Here is a 16,229-nt window from a genome sequence, read left to right on the forward strand (position 1 = left end):
GTTTCCTGGCAAAATCACCAGCCCGGAAAATAACAAAAAAGCGCTTCTGGATAAACTCAGGCCCCCTGAACAAGCCGATCAGGGGGGAGCCATACACGAACCTCTGTCCCTTCGCCTGGTGCACTGACCAAGGATAATGTTCCCCCATGCGCCTCCACCAAGGAACGGGACAAGGGCAGCCCCAAACCCGTTCCCTGGTGTCGGCGGGACAAGCTGCTGTCAATCTGACCGAACGGGGCCAAGGCAACGGCAATATCCTCGGTCCGCATACCAATACCGTTATCAGAAACCGTTATCGTCATACCATCCGCAGGGGCACACAAAGCCGTAACATTCACAACACCGCCTGAGGGAGTAAACTTGATCGCGTTGGACAGCAGGTTCAGCATGACTTGGCGCAGGCGTCGCGCATCTCCTCGTATAGACGGGAGGTCTACGGGAATATCTGTGCGCATGGTCAGCCCTGCGGCAGAAAACTGGCCCTGAAGAAGACGGATTGTTCCATCGATCAGCTCAGATGGCTTTATCACATCGTCATCAAGTGTCAGATGCCCGGCCTCAACCTTGGCTGTATCAAGTATATCATTGATAATAGAGAGAAGATGCTGCCCTGAATCCTTGATACTGGCTGAATAGTCCTTGTACTGAGGTGCTGTGTGGGCACCAAAAATCTCACTGGCCATAACATCGGAGAAGCCGATAATCGCATTCAGCGGCGTCCTCAGCTCATGGCTCATATTTGCCAGAAAAAGAGACTTTGACCGGCTGGCGGCATCTGCTTGCTCCAAGGCCGCCCTAAGGTGCGTTTCTGTCTCAACCTGGGTAATCCTAGCCCCGATCCACAGGGCCAGCAGGCGCGCAAACTCGAGGTCTGCAGGCTGCAGGCAACGCCCGGCCTTTCCCGGACCACGAAAGAACAAGATACCCCACGTGCGTCTACAAGCCACAACACGCACAGCCAGACAAGCCTGACCGGTTTCCCCCTGCGTACAGCTTGGCACAAGGATTTCCCGCCCTGCCAGAACATCAGACAACGACATTCCAGCGCAGGATACAATCTGTTCCACCTTCAGATCATCATGCCCCCCAACCACGTAGTCCGAAATCAGGACATCGCCCTGACAACGCGCAAGACAGGCACCAGTCATGTCAAAACGCCTGCACCCAAGCTGCAGGAGGGCAGGAACCTTCTCGGCCATCCCTTGGTCCGGATCACTGGTGATCTTGTGCAGCTCACGCAAATCAGCTTCTGACGACAACAAGGCCAATTCGGCGGCTTTTCGTTCAGAGATATCGGTGAACGTCATGACCGTCAGCCCCTCAGGCGTCCTAGTTTCTGTCATCAGGACCCATAAAGAATCCCGGAAGAAACGTTCCCGCGGGCGAGAGCGTTGGCCGTAAGTATCCCCGGAAGTACGGTCATGACCGTCTGATGCAGAAGCAACCGATACAGGGTGCTCAAGAGCATCAAGCAAAGCTACAACTTCGGCATAATGAATGCCGGGCACAACACGTTTGGTCAGTGACGGGAACAGTAACCGGAATGCCTGATTGCAAATCAGAAGACAGTCTTGGCTGTCCCAAAGAAGGAAACCCTCGGATACCCGGTCCAAGGCTTCGGCCAAACGGCTTTCCACCGTTTTTTTGTGTTCGAGGGTTCGGGCGGTAAATTCTTCTTCCATCCGATCACGCGCATTGCGGAGATCACGCTCCAAACGCTTCATGGCCGTAATATCTGTAATCGAAACAAAGAAACCGCGCACAGCAGATCGTTCAAAAACTGGCTGCAATTCAACCCTGACATAACGTGATCCGTCGGGGAATGACCAGACCCCCTCGGAAACCGCAGACAACCCATCCAAGGCGGCTACAACAAGATCGGAAACTTGGGCATAGTTCTCACCCAGATGAAATTCAAAATTCTCCCCAGCCAGAAGATTAGTACCAACCGGAACGGGGGATGTCCCAAAAGTACCAAACCAACGGCAATACTCGGCTGTTGCAAAAACATAATGCTGGCGATGGTCAACCCGGGCAATCATTGCCGGCAAAGGCCCCGTGATATCCTGCAGGGAGCAAGACAACGAGCGTATACTTTCCTCCATATGGCGGCGCAGTGCCCCTTCCCTCACCAAAAGCTGGTGATCGTGCACCCGGGCACGCCAAAATACGGCACAGATTGCCAAGACAATCAGGAAGATAACACCAAACCCTACCCCAACGCACCAACGATACACCCGCACAAGGATCTGCTGTTCATTCAGGGCCGTACCGGCATCCAGCCGTAACAAAACCCCGCCGACAAGACTACCGTCACGACGCTCCAAAGGAAGGGCCGCAATAATTTCCACAGCAGGACCATGGTCCTGCAACCAAACGGGCTTGTATCCACGCAAGGCCGAAGACAGCCACAGGGGATCAGAGGAAAGATCAGGCAAGGCAGGGGCTGCATCCGGAATAACTGCAGACCCATCAGGATAAACCACCACAACAGCTGTGACGGGAAGATGGTGAATCTCTCTCATGACAAGACTGTACACAACCAAGGCAAGATCATGGGAAAGTTCTGCGGGGGCCTGTGTCTGCGAAGACCATCCCTCCAGAGCTGAACTCAGAGCCGGCAAGGAACCCCAGATTTCCTGTAGGGACAATTCCAGCGCCAGTTCACGCACCCTGCGCTCGGAGAATGACAGAGATACGAAAGCAGCCAATACGACAAGGCACAGGGAAAAAAGCGTTGCGAACCGCAAACCCCATGCCTTGCCCTGCTGCCCGTCAACACTCATTATCACCCACGCACAAGCCGGAAAATAAGGGTTACACACAGGCCGACCAAGACAACAGCCATCGCCTGATGCACGATACCAAGGCTGACCGGAACAGCCAGCAGCAAGGTTGTAATACCAAGAAAAAGCTGTACGCAAACAGCAAAAACCAAGGCAAGAGCAAGGCAACAGACAGGCTTGGACAATGATGTAGCCCAAAGTTTCCAAGCAACAACACAGGTCACCACAACCGTACAAAGCGCCAGAGATCGATGCACAAACTGTACCGTTGCAACGTTCGCTACCAGATTATACCACCAAGGATCCTGCACCCATGCCCCCGGTGGAACAATATGCCCATCCATCAGGGGAAAGGTGTTGTAGGTCAGCCCTGCATCAAGGCCCGCGACAAAAGCGCCCCATGTCATGGTCAGCATAACCATGCCAAGACACAGCAAGGGACCGCGTACAACACCATTTGGTGCCGGAGAGAAGGCGGTGGAAACAGTACAGTCCAAAGCCATCCATAACAGGGCGGCAAACAAAACAACAGCCAGCATCAGATGCGCAGCAAGGCGATAGTGGCTGACATCCGGACGGTCAATAAGGCCCGAGGCAACCATGAACCAGCCTAACGCTCCTTGGAGACCACCAAGAACAAAGAGCCCGAGAATACGGCGCAACACACGACGATCCACGAGACGACACGCCACAAAAACAAGCAGCGGAACTACAACCGCAACGCCCACCAGCCTCCCCACAAGGCGGTGCACATATTCCAGCCAGAAAATCCCCTTGAACCCAGCCAGATCCATACCCACATTACGGTGTGTATACTCGGGAGATGCCTTGTACAGCAGGAACATATCCTCCCATGCGGCATCGTTCATAGGGGGTAGAAAGTCGAGAGGCCTCCACTCCACCATAGAGAGTCCGGATTGCGTCAACCGGGTTGCTCCCCCCAGAAGTACCATGCAAAAAACCAAGGCACAGAGTGACCACAACCAGATCTGAACTGGCCGATACCCGATATTCCTTACCACTTCTACTGTGGCTGCATGATTCCCCGCCATCAATCCCCCAAAACCCACATGTCAGACAATGATCAGCCCCGCACTTGATGGCAACGCGCAATCCCCTCATAGGCCGTTGCAAGCAGACGAACAATAGCGTCTACATCATCCAAGCGTGCCGTGTTCAAAACCAGATCAAACGCTGCCGGATCATCTGAACGGGCACCGAACATATCTTTCAGAAAACACAAACGCGCCGTATCCGCCTCCAGAACCTGTTGGTCGGCAATGGCCTCCGGCACGGCATTACGCTCGGCGATCCTCTTGATACGTACAGACCGCGGGGCAACAAGCTTCAAGCGAAGGGCACAGGAATCCTCCAGAACAAGGTGTGCACCACGTCCGAGAATAATGCCACCAACCTTGGACAACCCCAGAAAGATATTCACTAGGTGGGTTCGCCAAGCATCCTTGGAAAGATCTTTCCCCTTCAAAAGCCCCACCAGCCATAAATCACTGGCACGCCCCACACTTTCATCCAGCATTTTCGCCGTCTCCTGATCAACATCAAGGCGGCTGGCAATCTTGCCAATCAAGGCGCGATCATACAGGGGAACCTGCAAATGAGCAGACAGAGCCTCTGCAACTTGGCGCCCCAATGCCCCATGTTCCCTGGAAATCGTAAGCACCGGACGCACCGGACGCCCGGCAGCCGAGTCTGACTTGAGACGGCTCGCAGACATCAGGGCCTGCATGGCAGCATGCACATCGGTCATCAAAAACCCCACACCCTGTCATCCCCGCCAGGAACAAAGACGGGACGAAAACACCCCTGCTGAACCAAGGGCAACCCCAAGGTACCGAGTATACCTGACACACGGGGAATGCGCCAAGAGAAGCCAAACAAAAAACCGGGGCCTTCACAGCCCCGGTTCAAGCAAACGTACGTAACTGGATAACAGGATATTCAGCCAAACAGCTTGTCGATATCGCCCTGAGAAATCGCTCTCTCGGCCATCTGAGGGCCGTTAAGCAGTCGACGCTCGTCATCACCAGCCGGCGTATCGGGCATTTCAGCCAGAAGCTCTTCAAAGGTTTCCTGCCCCCAGATATTGATCATCTTGTCGATACGCTCTTCAACAAACTTCAGCGTGCTGACGACCTTGTTGATGCGCTGACCGGTGATATCTTGGAAGTTGGCATGTTCGAAAATTGACACAACATGTTCGCTGATATCTTCGGCGAGATGGGCAAAGTAAGCATCATCGGCCTTGGAACGCAGGTTCTGGGCGGCGTTGTCGATTTTTTCGGCCGCTTCCAGAATACCATCGGTCGCCCGCTCGGTTGCACCGACAACGGCATCCAGTTCCCCGGCGACGATATCAAGCCTATCAGAATCCCCGTCACTGGTCCGCAACTGCGCAATTTCGCGTTTCGTCTCCTGAATGGAGTTGGCCAAAGCCCGCAACTCCATCTTCAGAATGCGCACTTCGGCACGCTGACGCTCAAACTCCTGCACCAAGGGATCCTCGGGATCGGGCTCCCCATCGGCAGCTTTTTGCTCGTCTTCCGGCGGAATAACATACGTTCTGAGGAGATGACTGAGGTGACTGACCTCATTCTTCAGGGCGGAAACCTCGTCACGCATTTCAGGATCAGAGGCAGCAACAACAGCGCCACCGGCAGGGGAAGCGTCACCGCCATAGCGGTTACGCAGCTGAACCTCTGCGGTGAACATCTTGCGCGGGGAACGCCCTTTGTCCATTCCTGCCCTCATCCAGTACTGAATTCGGTCAAGTCACTCTGCCCATGCCGACAAGGAAACCACTAAAAGGCCCCACTCGCCATGGACCAGAATAACCGGCACACCCCGACGACAGGACATACTTCCCGACCGCTTTGTGCATACCGAGGGATACCGCACTTTTCCAAACCCCGGCAAGGCTGCAGACCCGGATGTGTCCATCCGGACCACGTAACCTGCCTGCAAATAATTTTGATGACAAAAAGCACGTGGTAACACAAAGCCAAAGCATGCTGTTACTCACGTCATTTAGGGCTGGAAAACAGGGCAGTCGACATGCCAGCATGGTTCTAATTTCACCCGTACGGCAACAGAAGCTGGAGAATCCGACACCCATGACCCCAGGTTTTATTGCCATCCTTGTTGTTTGCCAGGTCACGGGGGAAGCCTTGGCCCGCATAGCCCGCATTCCCGTGCCTGGCCCTGTTCTCGGTATGGTTCTGTTGTTTTCAGGGCTTATGGTGCGTGGCTTCCTCTTGCGCAGGGGGGGACTGGCCGATCCCCCACCGGAGGGCTTACAGTCCACGGCCAATGCACTTTTGCGACATCTTGGCCTGTTATTTATCCCCGCAGGGGTGGGAGTCGTAACCTTGACACCACTACTAGCCCTAGAATGGGAGGGAATCACACTGGCGGTCGTGGGATCAACGCTTCTTGGCCTGATTGTTACAGGCCATGTCATGCAGGCGATGACACCCCGTACACGCTTCTCTGCAGAACCTCATGGCGGGCCGGAGTCAGGCCATGACGTACAGGAACAGCCCCCCTCATGATGTCCACACATATCACCAGCGTCTGGAATGACCTCAGCACAAGCCCCCTGACAGGGCTGACCCTCACGCTGTTAGCTTATGTTGCCGGCTTGTGGATCTTCGAGAAGGGCGGACGACGGGCCATTCTGAATCCGGTCCTAACGGCTATGCTGCTGCTGGTCACAGTCCTCAACATCAGCAATATCAGCTATGCTGATTATTTTAGTGGGGCACAATTTATCCATTTCCTGCTGGGGCCAGCTACCGTGGCACTGGCTGTCCCGCTTTATAACCAGCTGGGGCGTGTGCGCCGCTCCCTGCGAGCCCTTGTTGTAGCCATAGGTACCGGCTCAGTCTGTGCGGCCGGCAGCGCCATTGCTCTGGCATGGGCAGCCGGTGTCAGCCCCGCCACCCTCGCATCCATAGCACCAAAGTCCGTCACCAGCCCTATCGCCATGGGAATTGCCGAGCAGATCGGTGGTTTGCCCTCCCTGGCGGCGGTTGTTGTTATCCTGACCGGCATCCTAGGAGCCGTGGTTGGCCCCGGGATCCTACGCCTGACCGGAGTTCGTGACCGTCGGGCCTGCGGTGTAGCCATGGGCACGGTGTGCCACGGCGTCGGAACAGCACGCGCCCTTCAGCACAGCGAAGTCAGCGGTGCCTTCTCCAGCCTGTCCATGGGCCTCAACGGCTTGGCCACGGCCATTATCCTGCCGATTTTATGGGTCCTTTTTACCGGATAAGAAACCCATCAGGGAATGGGCGGCTGTTGGGTAAGAACCAGCTTCGAGACCGGATAACCCAGACGCTCTGCCTTACCCTTAAGGATCTCGTACTGGGATTTACTCATCGTCGGGGTACGCGACAGTATCCAGAGATAGCGCCGGTCAGGAGAGCCAACGACAGACCACCGATAGCCTGCATCAAGAGCAAGGACCCAGTACGCTCCCTCGGTAAACGGAAAAAAGCTGACAAACAGACGGGATCCATCCGGCAGCAAGGGATCGAGGCGCGCTGTTCCCTTTGCTTCCCGCTCCCGCCCACGGAAAGACTCGTGCAGGCAGCGGTTTGTAACCTCTATGGTTCCGTCAAAAGTCTTCTCATACTTGGCTGTGGTTGCCACACACCCCTCTTGGAACGGAGCAGGCAACGAGGCAATTTCGTACCAGGTTCCCATATAACGATCCATGTCAACCGGGCCAGCCGTCGGCGGAGCATTCACCGGAGGAACTTTCGGGCCACACCCGGCAAGCAGGCCAGAAACCACAACAGCTACAAATCCGTACCGCTTCATCGCAACACCCTCCACCCGGTTCAGCAGGATAACGGTAGAGAAGACACTCACCGGAAATCAATGGCTTTATAGGGACGAGACCAAAAAAGAGCCGGGTTCAAACCAAACCCGGCCCTGATTACCTCAATCCGTATTCACTGGCATCAACCGCCGGACTCAACCGGTCGCGCCGCAGCCTGAATAGCCGTCAGGGCAATTGTATAAACAATGTCGTCCACCAGAGCACCACGGGACAAGTCATTGACCGGCTTGCGCAAGCCCTGAAGCATCGGACCGACACTGACCACACCGGCAGATCGCTGGACAGCCTTATACGTTGTGTTGCCGGTATTCAGATCCGGGAAGACAAAAACCGTCGCACGCCCGGCCACCGGGCTGTCCGGAGCCTTGCTCCGGGCCACACTCTCAACGCTGGCCGCATCGTACTGCATCGGACCGTCTATGGTCAGGTCCGGACGACGGGAGCGGGCCAGCTCGGTCGCCTGCCTCACCTTCTCGACATCATCGCCACTGCCCGATGTTCCCGTTGAATAGGAAATCATCGCTACACGGGGATCAATGCCAAAAGCCCGCGCCGAATCTGCCGACTGAATGGCAATATCGGCCAGCTGCCCTGCATCGGGGTCTGGATTGATGGCACAGTCGCCATAAACCAGAACCTGGTCCGGCATCAGCATGAAAAAGATGCTGGAGACAATGCTTGCACCCGGTGCTGTCCGAATTAACTGAAGGGCCGGGCGCACTGTGTTGGCTGTTGTATGAACGGCGCCGGATACAAGGCCATCAACCTCGTCCAAGGCAAGCATAACAGTGCCCAACACAACCGTATCTTCCAACTGTTGCGCTGCCTGCGGTGCGGTCAATCCCTTGCCCTTGCGCAGCTCGACCAACGGGTCCACATAACGGTCACAGACAGATTCCGGATCAACAATTTCCAGTCCCTCCGGCAGTTCCAGACCACGCGCAGCCGCTACTTCGCGGATACGACCCGGATTACCCAACAGAACACAGCGGGCAATTCCCTTGCGATGGCAAATCACCGCAGCTTCTAGGGTCCGGGGTTCATCACCCTCGGGCAACACAATCCGTTTGTCGGCCTTCCGCGCTTCCCGGATCAAGCGGTAACGGAAGGCGGGAGGCGACAACCGAAGCTCGGAAGGCTCACCGATGATACGCCGCAAAGGCCCCGTATCCAGACGGCTTGCCACAAAATCGATCACCTGCTCCATCTGCTCGAAGTCATCGGCAGCAACCCCGCTGGCCAGACGGGACAGGGCAGAAGCCACGGCAAAGGTATCTTCCTTCGCCATGACAACCGGCAGGGTACCAGAGCTGGGCGGCATCACCAGATCAGCAACCCGTGGCGACAACGTCCCGCCACCGGTCAACAGAAGTCCGGACAGGGGCACACCCCTTTGGTTAGCAAGAGCTGTAGCCAAGGCAATATCGCCACGGTCACAGTGGCTGACAACCAGAGCACCCGGCCCAAGGCGGGAAATACAGGTCTCGGATTCACCTGCCGCCACAACGATATTGCGAACCCGTGATGTTGCCAGAGACCCATGATGCAGCACCTTCAGATCCAAGGCACGCACCACATCAGACAAACGGGGAGCCAGCAACCGTGGCTCCCACGGGACAATACCGATCAGCGGGATTGAAACCTCTGCCTTCTCCATGGCAGCCCGCAAGGCCGAAGCATCAACATCCGCCGCATGTTTATTGACCAGAACCCCGACCGGGGAACGGTCTGCTGCTGGAAGGCGAACAGCCTTGGCCACGGAAGCAGCTAAGGCATCCACACCTTGGTTCTGTCCGGGGACAACAACAATCCGACCGGCATCTAGGCTGCGACACATGGCCGCGTTGAGAGCCGTTGCCATACCGCTGCCATTCAGGGGTAGAAGCCCTTCTAGGACAACAACGTCAACACCGGCAGCCACCGCTTCAACGATTGAAACCACGTCTTCCATCAGGCCATCGATGTCGCCGGCTGTGAAGCGGGCTTCCGCAACATCGAAAGGAATGGAAGACGCCACCTCGGCAAGGCAAAGCTGACGGGCAAACTGGGCAGACGGATCAGCTAGGTCACCTTCAGAAGCAGGTCCAGAAGAGTCCGGCTGAGCCACCGGTTTGGCAAAAGCAACCTTCAGGCCACTGCGCTGAAACGCGCGGGCCAATCCCAAAGCCGCAGAGGTCAGCCCTGCATCGCGGGTTGTTGCCGAAAGAAAAAACGTTTTGGAGGACATCGGTACTCCCCCTTATGCCAAGCCGGAAGAAGAGGAAACCAACGCCAAGGCATCGCTGGCGATCATCCATTCCTCGTTGGTTGCCACAACAGCCGCCACCGGCTTGCTACCGGCAGAAATCACACCGGCCTTGCCCCTTACAGCGGCCTCATTTGCTGCGGTGTCCAGCGTCAGACCGAAAACCCCCAAGCGAGCGATGGTATCACGGCGGATCAGCGACGAATTCTCACCAATACCCCCGGTAAAGACCAAAGCATCCAGCCGTGGCAAGGATGTTGCCAAGGCTCCGACCGTGCGTGCCAGACGATGCACAAAAACGGCCAGTGCCAACCTAGCTCCTTCATGACCTTCGGCTGCCGCCTGCTCCAGGGTCCGGCAGTCATTCGACAGGCCCGACAACCCCAGCAACCCACTTTCACGGTTCAAGACACGATCGATCCCGTTCAGATCCAGCCCCTCACAACGAGCCATATGTAAAACAGCACCAACGTCTATATCACCGCAGCGGGTTCCCATCACCAACCCCTCCAGAGGTGTCATCCCCATGGAAGTGTCGACACTCTGCCCGTTCAGGACAGCTGCTGCCGATGCCCCGTTACCAAGGTGCGCAATCACAATGCCGTGATCATCGGGATCCAACCCCAGCATTGCAACTGTCTGTGCAGCCACAAAGCGGTGGCTGGTGCCGTGGAAACCGTACCGCCGTACACCATGCTGGCCATAGAATCGCTGCGGCACAGCATAGGCAAAGGCTGTTTCCGGCATGGTCTGATGGAAAGCCGTATCAAAAACAGCAACATGCGCAACACTCGGCAAGGCAGCCATTGCCGTACGAACGCCTAGAAGATTAGCTGGATTATGCAGGGGAGCCAGCGGGGTACAGGCCTCGATATCGGCCAGAACTTCGGGCGTAATCACAACCGAAGTGCAGAACCGTTCACCCCCGTGCACAATACGATGCCCAACTGCTGTGACACGCTGCAGAAGCCCCTGCTCTCCCAAAACCCCCAAAATAAACGCCAGTGCCGCATCATGGCCCGGCCCGGACAAGGCTACCGTCTGGCTTTCTCCATCGTGGATACGGTATTTCAGGCGGGCATCCGGGCTTCCCAGGCACTCTGCAAGACCTGACAGCTCGGAATCCTGGCTGCTTCCGGCAAAAACCGCGAACTTCAGCGATGAACTACCGCAGTTGATGACCAGAACCAGATTTTGGGTATCGCTCATAACAAAAACTCGCCTCGTCGCAGGGCCGGCGCAGAATGATGATCCGGCCGGAACAGAAAAAAATCAGTAAACGGTCAAACCATACGCCGCAAAACGCTTGCGTGCAGCATCAGTTTGCTCCGCTGTCGGAACCGGAGTATCAGCCAGGGGATAGTCCATATCAAGCGACTCCCATTTGGAAGCACCCAGCTGATGAAACGGAAGAACTTCAACGCGTTCAACCGCTGAACCAAGTGAGACCAGAAACTCTCCCAGACGGTCGATATCCGCGGCCCCGTCGGTCACGCCGGGAACCAGCACATACCGAATCCACATCGACTTGCCAAGTCGAACCAGGCGACGGGCAAAATCAAGGGTCGGTTGCAATGGCTGTCCGACAAGACGTTGGTAGGCATCCGGATCACTGTGTTTGATGTCCAACAGGACAAGATCGACCGGATCAAACCAGTCATCATCCACATCAGCATGCAGGAACCCCTGCGTATCCAAGGCACAGTGCAGGCCAAATTCGTCCTTCAGGCGCCGCAGCAGGGCACCGGCAAAAGCCGCCTGCATCAGCGGCTCTCCGCCAGACAAGGTCACCCCGCCGCTGCGCTTGAGAAAACGGGCATAGGGGCTGACCTCGGCAACCGCCTCATCCAGTGTGACAAGGCGGCCGTTATGCAGTTTCCAGGTATCCGGATTGTGGCAATACGAACACCGGAACAAACATCCTGACAAAAACAGAACGACGCGCATCCCCGGTCCGTCAACCGCCGCCCCGGTTTCCACCGAATGCAGATAGCCACAGGGATGATCCCCACCGGGAGCAACCGGAACATGGGGGCGGGTCAGGGACATAGGCATACGCGTCATTCTCCGGGTAACAAGTTTACATGGCGCCGTGGAAAGTGCGGTTGATCACATCAAGCTGCTGTTCACGGGTCAGCTTGACGAAGTTCACCGCATAGCCCGACACACGAACGGTCAGCTGTGGGTACAGCTCGGGATGTTCCATGGCCTCGATCAGCGTATCGCGATTGAAGACGTTGACGTTGACATGGAAACCACCTGCTTCCGCAAAACCATCCAAGCAGCCGGCCAGGTTGGCGGCCCGCTCGTCCGGAGTACGACCAAGGGCATCAGGCGTTGCCGAAGCCGTCCAGCTGATGCCGTCCAGAGCAGCGTCATATGGCAGCTTGGCAACCGAAGCGCCCGCAGCCACAAAGCCCTTGGTATCGCGCCCGTTCATCGGGTTGGCACCCGGGGCAAATGGCTCGCCGGAACGACGCCCGCACGGGGTATTCCCGGTTTTCTTGCCGTACACCACGTTGGACGTGATGGTCAGCACAGACTGTGTCGGCATGGCATTGCGGTAGAAGACCGGCTGGGCAGCCACCTTCTTCATGAAGGTTTCCGTCAGCCAAATCGCAATGCTGTCAACACGGTCGTCGTTATTGCCATACGCCGGGTAGTCACCCTCGATCCGATAGTCAACCGCCAGCCCACGTTCATCACGAACAACATGGACCTTGGCATGGCGAATTGCGGAGAGAGAGTCCGCCGCAACAGACAGACCGGCAATACCGCAGGCCATGGTCCGCAGGATATCACGGTCATGCAGGGCCATCTCGATCCGCTCGTAGGAATAGCGGTCGTGCATGTAGTGAATGCAGTTCAGAGCCTTGACATACGTCACAGCCAGCCAGTCCATGGTCTTGTCGAAACGTTCCATGACTTCGTCATAGTCAAGGACATCGGCCGTGATCGGCTCCATGCCCGGGGCTACAGTCTGGCCGGTCTTTTCGTCAACACCACCGTTGATCGCGTACAGCAGGGCCTTGGCAAGGTTGGCACGCGCACCAAAGAACTGCATCTGCTTTCCAATGCGCATGGCAGAGACACAGCAGGCAATGCCATAGTCATCGCCCCACTTCGGACGCATCAGGTCATCGTTCTCGTACTGGATGGCGCTGGTGTCTGCTGAAACCTTGGCGCAAAACAGCTTGAACCCTTCGGGCAGGCTGGTGGACCACAGGACCGTCAGGTTAGGCTCCGGAGCCGGACCCAGGTTGTACAGGGTATTCAGGAAACGGAAGCTGTTGCGGGTGACCAAGGGACGCCCGTCTTCGGCCATGCCACCAACGCATTCTGTCACCCATGTCGGGTCACCGGAGAACAGCTGGTCATATTCTGGCGTACGCAGAAAGCGGACAATACGCAGCTTGATCACCAGATCGTCGATCATCTCCTGGGCCTGCTCTTCGGTCAGGGCACCGGCTTCGATATCGCGCTGAATGAAAATATCGAGGAACGAGGACACACGGCCGAAGGACATGGCCGCACCGTTCTGTTCCTTCACAGCAGCCAGATAGGCCATATAGGTCCACTGGATGGCTTCACGGGCATTGGCTGCCGGACGGCTGACATCAAAGCCATAGCGGGCTGCCATCTCCTGGAGCTCGCCAAGGGCACGCCACTGTTCGCTCAGCTCTTCGCGCAGGCGCAGCACGTCCTCGGTAAAGCTGTGGTTATCCAGCTCATGGAACTCACGCTGCTTGTCCTGGCGCAGGAAATCGACGCCGTACAGGGCAACACGACGATAGTCACCGATAATGCGGCCACGACCATAGGCATCGGGAAGGCCCGTGATCACACCGCTCTTGCGGGCAGCCAGAATATCGGGGGTGTAGGTATCGAACACGCCCTGGTTATGCGATTTGCGGTACTTGCCCCAAATCTCCTGGACAGCCGGATCAATTTTGAAACCATAGGCCTCAAGACCGCTCTCGACCATACGCAGACCCCCGTTGGGCATGATAGCCCGCTTCAGGGGGGCATCGGTCTGCAACCCGACAATGATCTCGTTGTCCTTGTCGATGTAGCCAGGGTCATGGGCTAGGATGGAAGACGGACGGTCCGCAGAAACGTCCAGCACGCCCTTTTCGCGCTCAAGCTTCAGCAGTTCACCAAGCTTGTCCCACAATGCCTTGGTCCGTTCTGTCGCACCGGCCAGAAAGCTGTCATCGCCTTCATAGGGGGTGACGTTACGCAGGATAAAGTCGCGCACATCGACCTTTTTCTGCCACTCACCATCCCGGAAACCGGACCAGCACAGGGCAAAGGCATCGTTTTTGGATTGAACACTCATTACTCTCTCCTTTGGAGCAGCCCGGACAGCCAACACAAGACTGCCCGGGTAACCGGTCTATTCGGCCGCAGCGGGTCCGAATGCCGGGGCTTTTGCAGCCCGCAGCATTTCAGCCCACTTGCGAATGGCCGAAATCAGGATCACGACCCCAAGTCCCATCATGATAAGCGAGAGACCTGCATTGAACGGGCTGTAACCCCGTGCCGTTTCATTCAGATAAACATTCTCTATCATCCAGAAAGCAGCATAGTTGACGGTGACAAACAGGTACGCCAAAGGCACCAAGCAGGTCAGCACATAGATGCGCTTCTGCGAGAGCCTCAGGATAATGGTTGCACCGATAATCAGACCCACGGTGGCCATCAGCTGGTTGGACACCCCGAATAGGGCCCAAACCGAGTTGATATCACCGGAGTTAAGAAGGTATCCCCAGGCCAGGCAGGCCAAGGCACTAGCACCAATGGCACCCGGAGCCCAGTCGATCCGCTTCAGGGGTGCCCACAAGCTGCCGCCGAAATCCTGGATCAGGTAACGGGCAACACGGGTCCCGGAATCAACCGCCGTAAGGATAAAGACGGCCTCGAACATGATCACGAATTGGAAGAAATACGACGACAGGGCCGAGAACCAGGGAATTTTCGTGAAGATGTACGTCATGCCAACGGCCAAGGTCACCGCACCGCCGGTACGCCCGGCCAGATCGATGCCAATAGCCTCGGACAAGCGCGGCAGTTCGACCACATCCATGCCCAGCGCCGCGAACACTTCCGGCTTTGCATTAATCGCGAAATAATCCGCCACAGGCAGGGAAGTTGCAGCAACCAGAGCCATAACCGCAACCAAGCACTCCACCAGCATGGCCCCAAAAGCGACCGGACGAATATCAGACCACTTGTCCACCAGCTTCGGCGTTGTTCCTGATCCGATGAAGGCATGGAAACCAGAGATCGCACCACAGGCAATGGTAATCGAAATAAAGGGCCATACCGGACCGGACAGAACCGGGCCGCCGCCATGAATAAACTGGGTAAAGGCCGGGAACTGAATCGTCGGGTTGATGAACACAACACCAACAACCAAGGCACCAAACACTCCAATCTTCATGAAACTGGACAAATAACCGCGTGGAGTCAGCAGCAGCCAGACAGGCAGTGCACTGGCAAAGAATGCATAGATCGGCAGCGACAGGGCAACCGTATCAACATGCAGGCTAAGCCATTCACCGACCAGCGTGCCCTGAATATAAGGACCAGCCACCACAGAGGCCAAAATTCCAATCAAGCCCGCCCATGTCGCTGCGCGGGCATGCCCCGTAATCCGCTCGAACAGGCCAACAAAGATAGCAATCGGCACCGTCATGGCCACAGCAAACGTCCCCCAAGGGTTCCGTTCCAAGGCATGAACCACGACCATCGACAGACCGGACATGGTGATGGTGATAATAAACAGCATGGCCAGACCGGTACACACACCGGCAACGGGACCAAGCTCGGCCTTGGCAATTTCAGACAGAGATGTTCCGTTATGCTTCATCGAAGCAAAAAGAACGACTGTGTCATGAACGGCACCACCGACAACAACGCCGACCAGAAGCCATACAAAACCAGGGAAATAACCAAACTGGGCTGCCAGAACCGGACCAACCAAGGGACCAGCAGCGGCAATGGCAGCAAAGTGCTGCCCGGCATTCACCCATTTAACGAGTCGGCACATAGTTCCTGCCATCGGCAAGCTTGTGAGCCGGCGTGATCTGCGAATCATCTGCGCCCAGAACGTTCTTGACGATAAAAACACCGTAAAAACGATAACATATGGCAAGAACACAGATGGCCACGATCACGAAGGTCAGGGCATTTTCCATAGACTTTCTCCGTGACTATGGTTGTTGATGAAACCTTATCTTTTTTATGGCTTTTTGGGGGCACACAAACAGCAAGCGGCTTGATAAAACTGCCAGCGGCAGAAAAACAGCTGCGAGAGGTTCTGAAAAAACAA

13 protein-coding genes are annotated in these 16,229 nt (G+C 56.3%); 2 read left to right on the forward strand and 11 right to left on the reverse strand.

From position 1 onward, the window contains the following. Positions 1-56: 56 nt before the first annotated feature. The 4 genes from AY555_RS00360 to AY555_RS00375 all read right to left on the reverse strand — a co-directional run bounded on the left by AY555_RS00360 (position 57) and on the right by AY555_RS00375 (position 5,543). The gene (locus AY555_RS00360) at positions 57-2,786 is read right to left on the reverse strand and encodes a sensor histidine kinase (RefSeq protein ID WP_066131915.1); all 2,730 of its coding nucleotides are present in this window, start codon (positions 2,784-2,786) and stop codon (positions 57-59) included. A 2-nt stretch (positions 2,787-2,788) separates the two neighbouring features. Beyond that, positions 2,789-3,838: a COX15/CtaA family protein gene (locus tag AY555_RS00365; protein WP_156483240.1), complete on the reverse strand. Its 1,050-nt coding sequence runs from the start codon at positions 3,836-3,838 to the stop codon at positions 2,789-2,791. A 32-nt stretch (positions 3,839-3,870) separates the two neighbouring features. Beyond that, positions 3,871-4,554, reverse strand: a complete 684-nt coding sequence (locus tag AY555_RS00370; RefSeq protein WP_066131919.1) for a cytidylate kinase-like family protein — start codon at positions 4,552-4,554, stop codon at positions 3,871-3,873. 191 nt (positions 4,555-4,745) lie between these two features. Continuing rightward, positions 4,746-5,543, reverse strand: coding sequence for a protein phosphatase CheZ (locus tag AY555_RS00375; RefSeq protein ID WP_066131921.1), 798 nt, complete (start codon positions 5,541-5,543; stop codon positions 4,746-4,748). A 374-nt stretch (positions 5,544-5,917) separates the two neighbouring features. On the opposite strand from AY555_RS00375, the gene AY555_RS00380 reads away from it, so the two are divergent. Continuing rightward, positions 5,918-6,355 carry a CidA/LrgA family protein gene (locus AY555_RS00380; RefSeq protein WP_082812022.1) on the forward strand — a complete coding sequence of 146 codons (438 nt, stop codon included), beginning with the start codon at positions 5,918-5,920 and terminating at the stop codon, positions 6,353-6,355. Further along, positions 6,352-7,077, forward strand: a complete 726-nt coding sequence (locus tag AY555_RS00385; protein WP_322099093.1) for an LrgB family protein — start codon at positions 6,352-6,354, stop codon at positions 7,075-7,077. The genes AY555_RS00380 and AY555_RS00385 overlap by 4 nt, the downstream gene beginning before the upstream one ends. 8 nt (positions 7,078-7,085) lie before the next feature. Here the strand turns inward: AY555_RS00385 and AY555_RS00390 are convergent, their stop codons facing one another. The 7 genes from AY555_RS00390 to AY555_RS12230 all read right to left on the reverse strand — a co-directional run bounded on the left by AY555_RS00390 (position 7,086) and on the right by AY555_RS12230 (position 16,095). After that, entirely contained in the window at positions 7,086-7,679 is a 594-nt protein-coding gene (locus AY555_RS00390) for a lipocalin family protein (RefSeq protein WP_066131923.1), read from the reverse strand. A 92-nt stretch (positions 7,680-7,771) separates the two neighbouring features. Continuing rightward, the gene (gene pta / locus AY555_RS00395) at positions 7,772-9,877 is read right to left on the reverse strand and encodes a phosphate acetyltransferase (RefSeq protein ID WP_066131929.1); all 2,106 of its coding nucleotides are present in this window, start codon (positions 9,875-9,877) and stop codon (positions 7,772-7,774) included. Positions 9,878-9,889: 12 nt separating this feature from the next. Then, positions 9,890-11,104, reverse strand: coding sequence for an acetate/propionate family kinase (locus AY555_RS00400; RefSeq protein WP_066131932.1), 1,215 nt, complete (start codon positions 11,102-11,104; stop codon positions 9,890-9,892). A gap of 63 nt (positions 11,105-11,167) precedes the next feature. Next, positions 11,168-11,950 (reverse strand): pyruvate formate-lyase-activating protein, encoded by a 783-nt coding sequence (gene pflA / locus AY555_RS00405; protein ID WP_066131936.1) that lies wholly within the window; start codon positions 11,948-11,950, stop codon positions 11,168-11,170. A 25-nt stretch (positions 11,951-11,975) separates the two neighbouring features. After that, complete coding sequence (gene pflB / locus AY555_RS00410) at positions 11,976-14,234, reverse strand: formate C-acetyltransferase (protein ID WP_066131938.1); 2,259 nt, start codon at positions 14,232-14,234, stop codon at positions 11,976-11,978. Between the two features lie 57 nt (positions 14,235-14,291). Further along, on the reverse strand, positions 14,292-15,947 hold the full coding sequence (locus AY555_RS00415) for a carbon starvation CstA family protein (protein ID WP_280648813.1): 1,656 nt from the start codon (positions 15,945-15,947) through the stop codon (positions 14,292-14,294). Then, positions 15,931-16,095 carry a carbon starvation CstA family protein gene (locus AY555_RS12230; RefSeq protein ID WP_280648815.1) on the reverse strand — a complete coding sequence of 55 codons (165 nt, stop codon included), beginning with the start codon at positions 16,093-16,095 and terminating at the stop codon, positions 15,931-15,933. The genes AY555_RS00415 and AY555_RS12230 overlap by 17 nt, the downstream gene beginning before the upstream one ends. Between the last annotated feature and the right edge of the window lie 134 nt (positions 16,096-16,229).

It is taken from the genome of Haematospirillum jordaniae, assembly GCF_001611975.1.
GTDB lineage: Bacteria > Pseudomonadota > Alphaproteobacteria > Rhodospirillales > Rhodospirillaceae > Haematospirillum > Haematospirillum jordaniae.

What these genes read in the sequence shown, in the direction of transcription:
- AY555_RS00360 (WP_066131915.1), bottom strand. Translation starts at nt 2,786, where the DNA reads ATGAGTGTTGACGGGCAGCAGGGCAAGGCATGGGGTTTGCGGTTCGCA.
- AY555_RS00365 (WP_156483240.1), bottom strand. Translation starts at nt 3,838, where the DNA reads ATGGCGGGGAATCATGCAGCCACAGTAGAAGTGGTAAGGAATATCGGG.
- AY555_RS00370 (WP_066131919.1), bottom strand. Translation starts at nt 4,554, where the DNA reads ATGACCGATGTGCATGCTGCCATGCAGGCCCTGATGTCTGCGAGCCGT.
- AY555_RS00375 (WP_066131921.1), bottom strand. Translation starts at nt 5,543, where the DNA reads ATGGACAAAGGGCGTTCCCCGCGCAAGATGTTCACCGCAGAGGTTCAG.
- AY555_RS00380 (WP_082812022.1), top strand. Translation starts at nt 5,918, where the DNA reads ATGACCCCAGGTTTTATTGCCATCCTTGTTGTTTGCCAGGTCACGGGG.
- AY555_RS00385 (WP_322099093.1), top strand. Translation starts at nt 6,352, where the DNA reads ATGATGTCCACACATATCACCAGCGTCTGGAATGACCTCAGCACAAGC.
- pta (WP_066131929.1), bottom strand. Translation starts at nt 9,877, where the DNA reads ATGTCCTCCAAAACGTTTTTTCTTTCGGCAACAACCCGCGATGCAGGG.
- AY555_RS00400 (WP_066131932.1), bottom strand. Translation starts at nt 11,104, where the DNA reads ATGAGCGATACCCAAAATCTGGTTCTGGTCATCAACTGCGGTAGTTCA.
- pflA (WP_066131936.1), bottom strand. Translation starts at nt 11,950, where the DNA reads ATGCCTATGTCCCTGACCCGCCCCCATGTTCCGGTTGCTCCCGGTGGG.
- pflB (WP_066131938.1), bottom strand. Translation starts at nt 14,234, where the DNA reads ATGAGTGTTCAATCCAAAAACGATGCCTTTGCCCTGTGCTGGTCCGGT.
- AY555_RS00415 (WP_280648813.1), bottom strand. Translation starts at nt 15,947, where the DNA reads ATGTGCCGACTCGTTAAATGGGTGAATGCCGGGCAGCACTTTGCTGCC.
- AY555_RS12230 (WP_280648815.1), bottom strand. Translation starts at nt 16,095, where the DNA reads ATGGAAAATGCCCTGACCTTCGTGATCGTGGCCATCTGTGTTCTTGCC.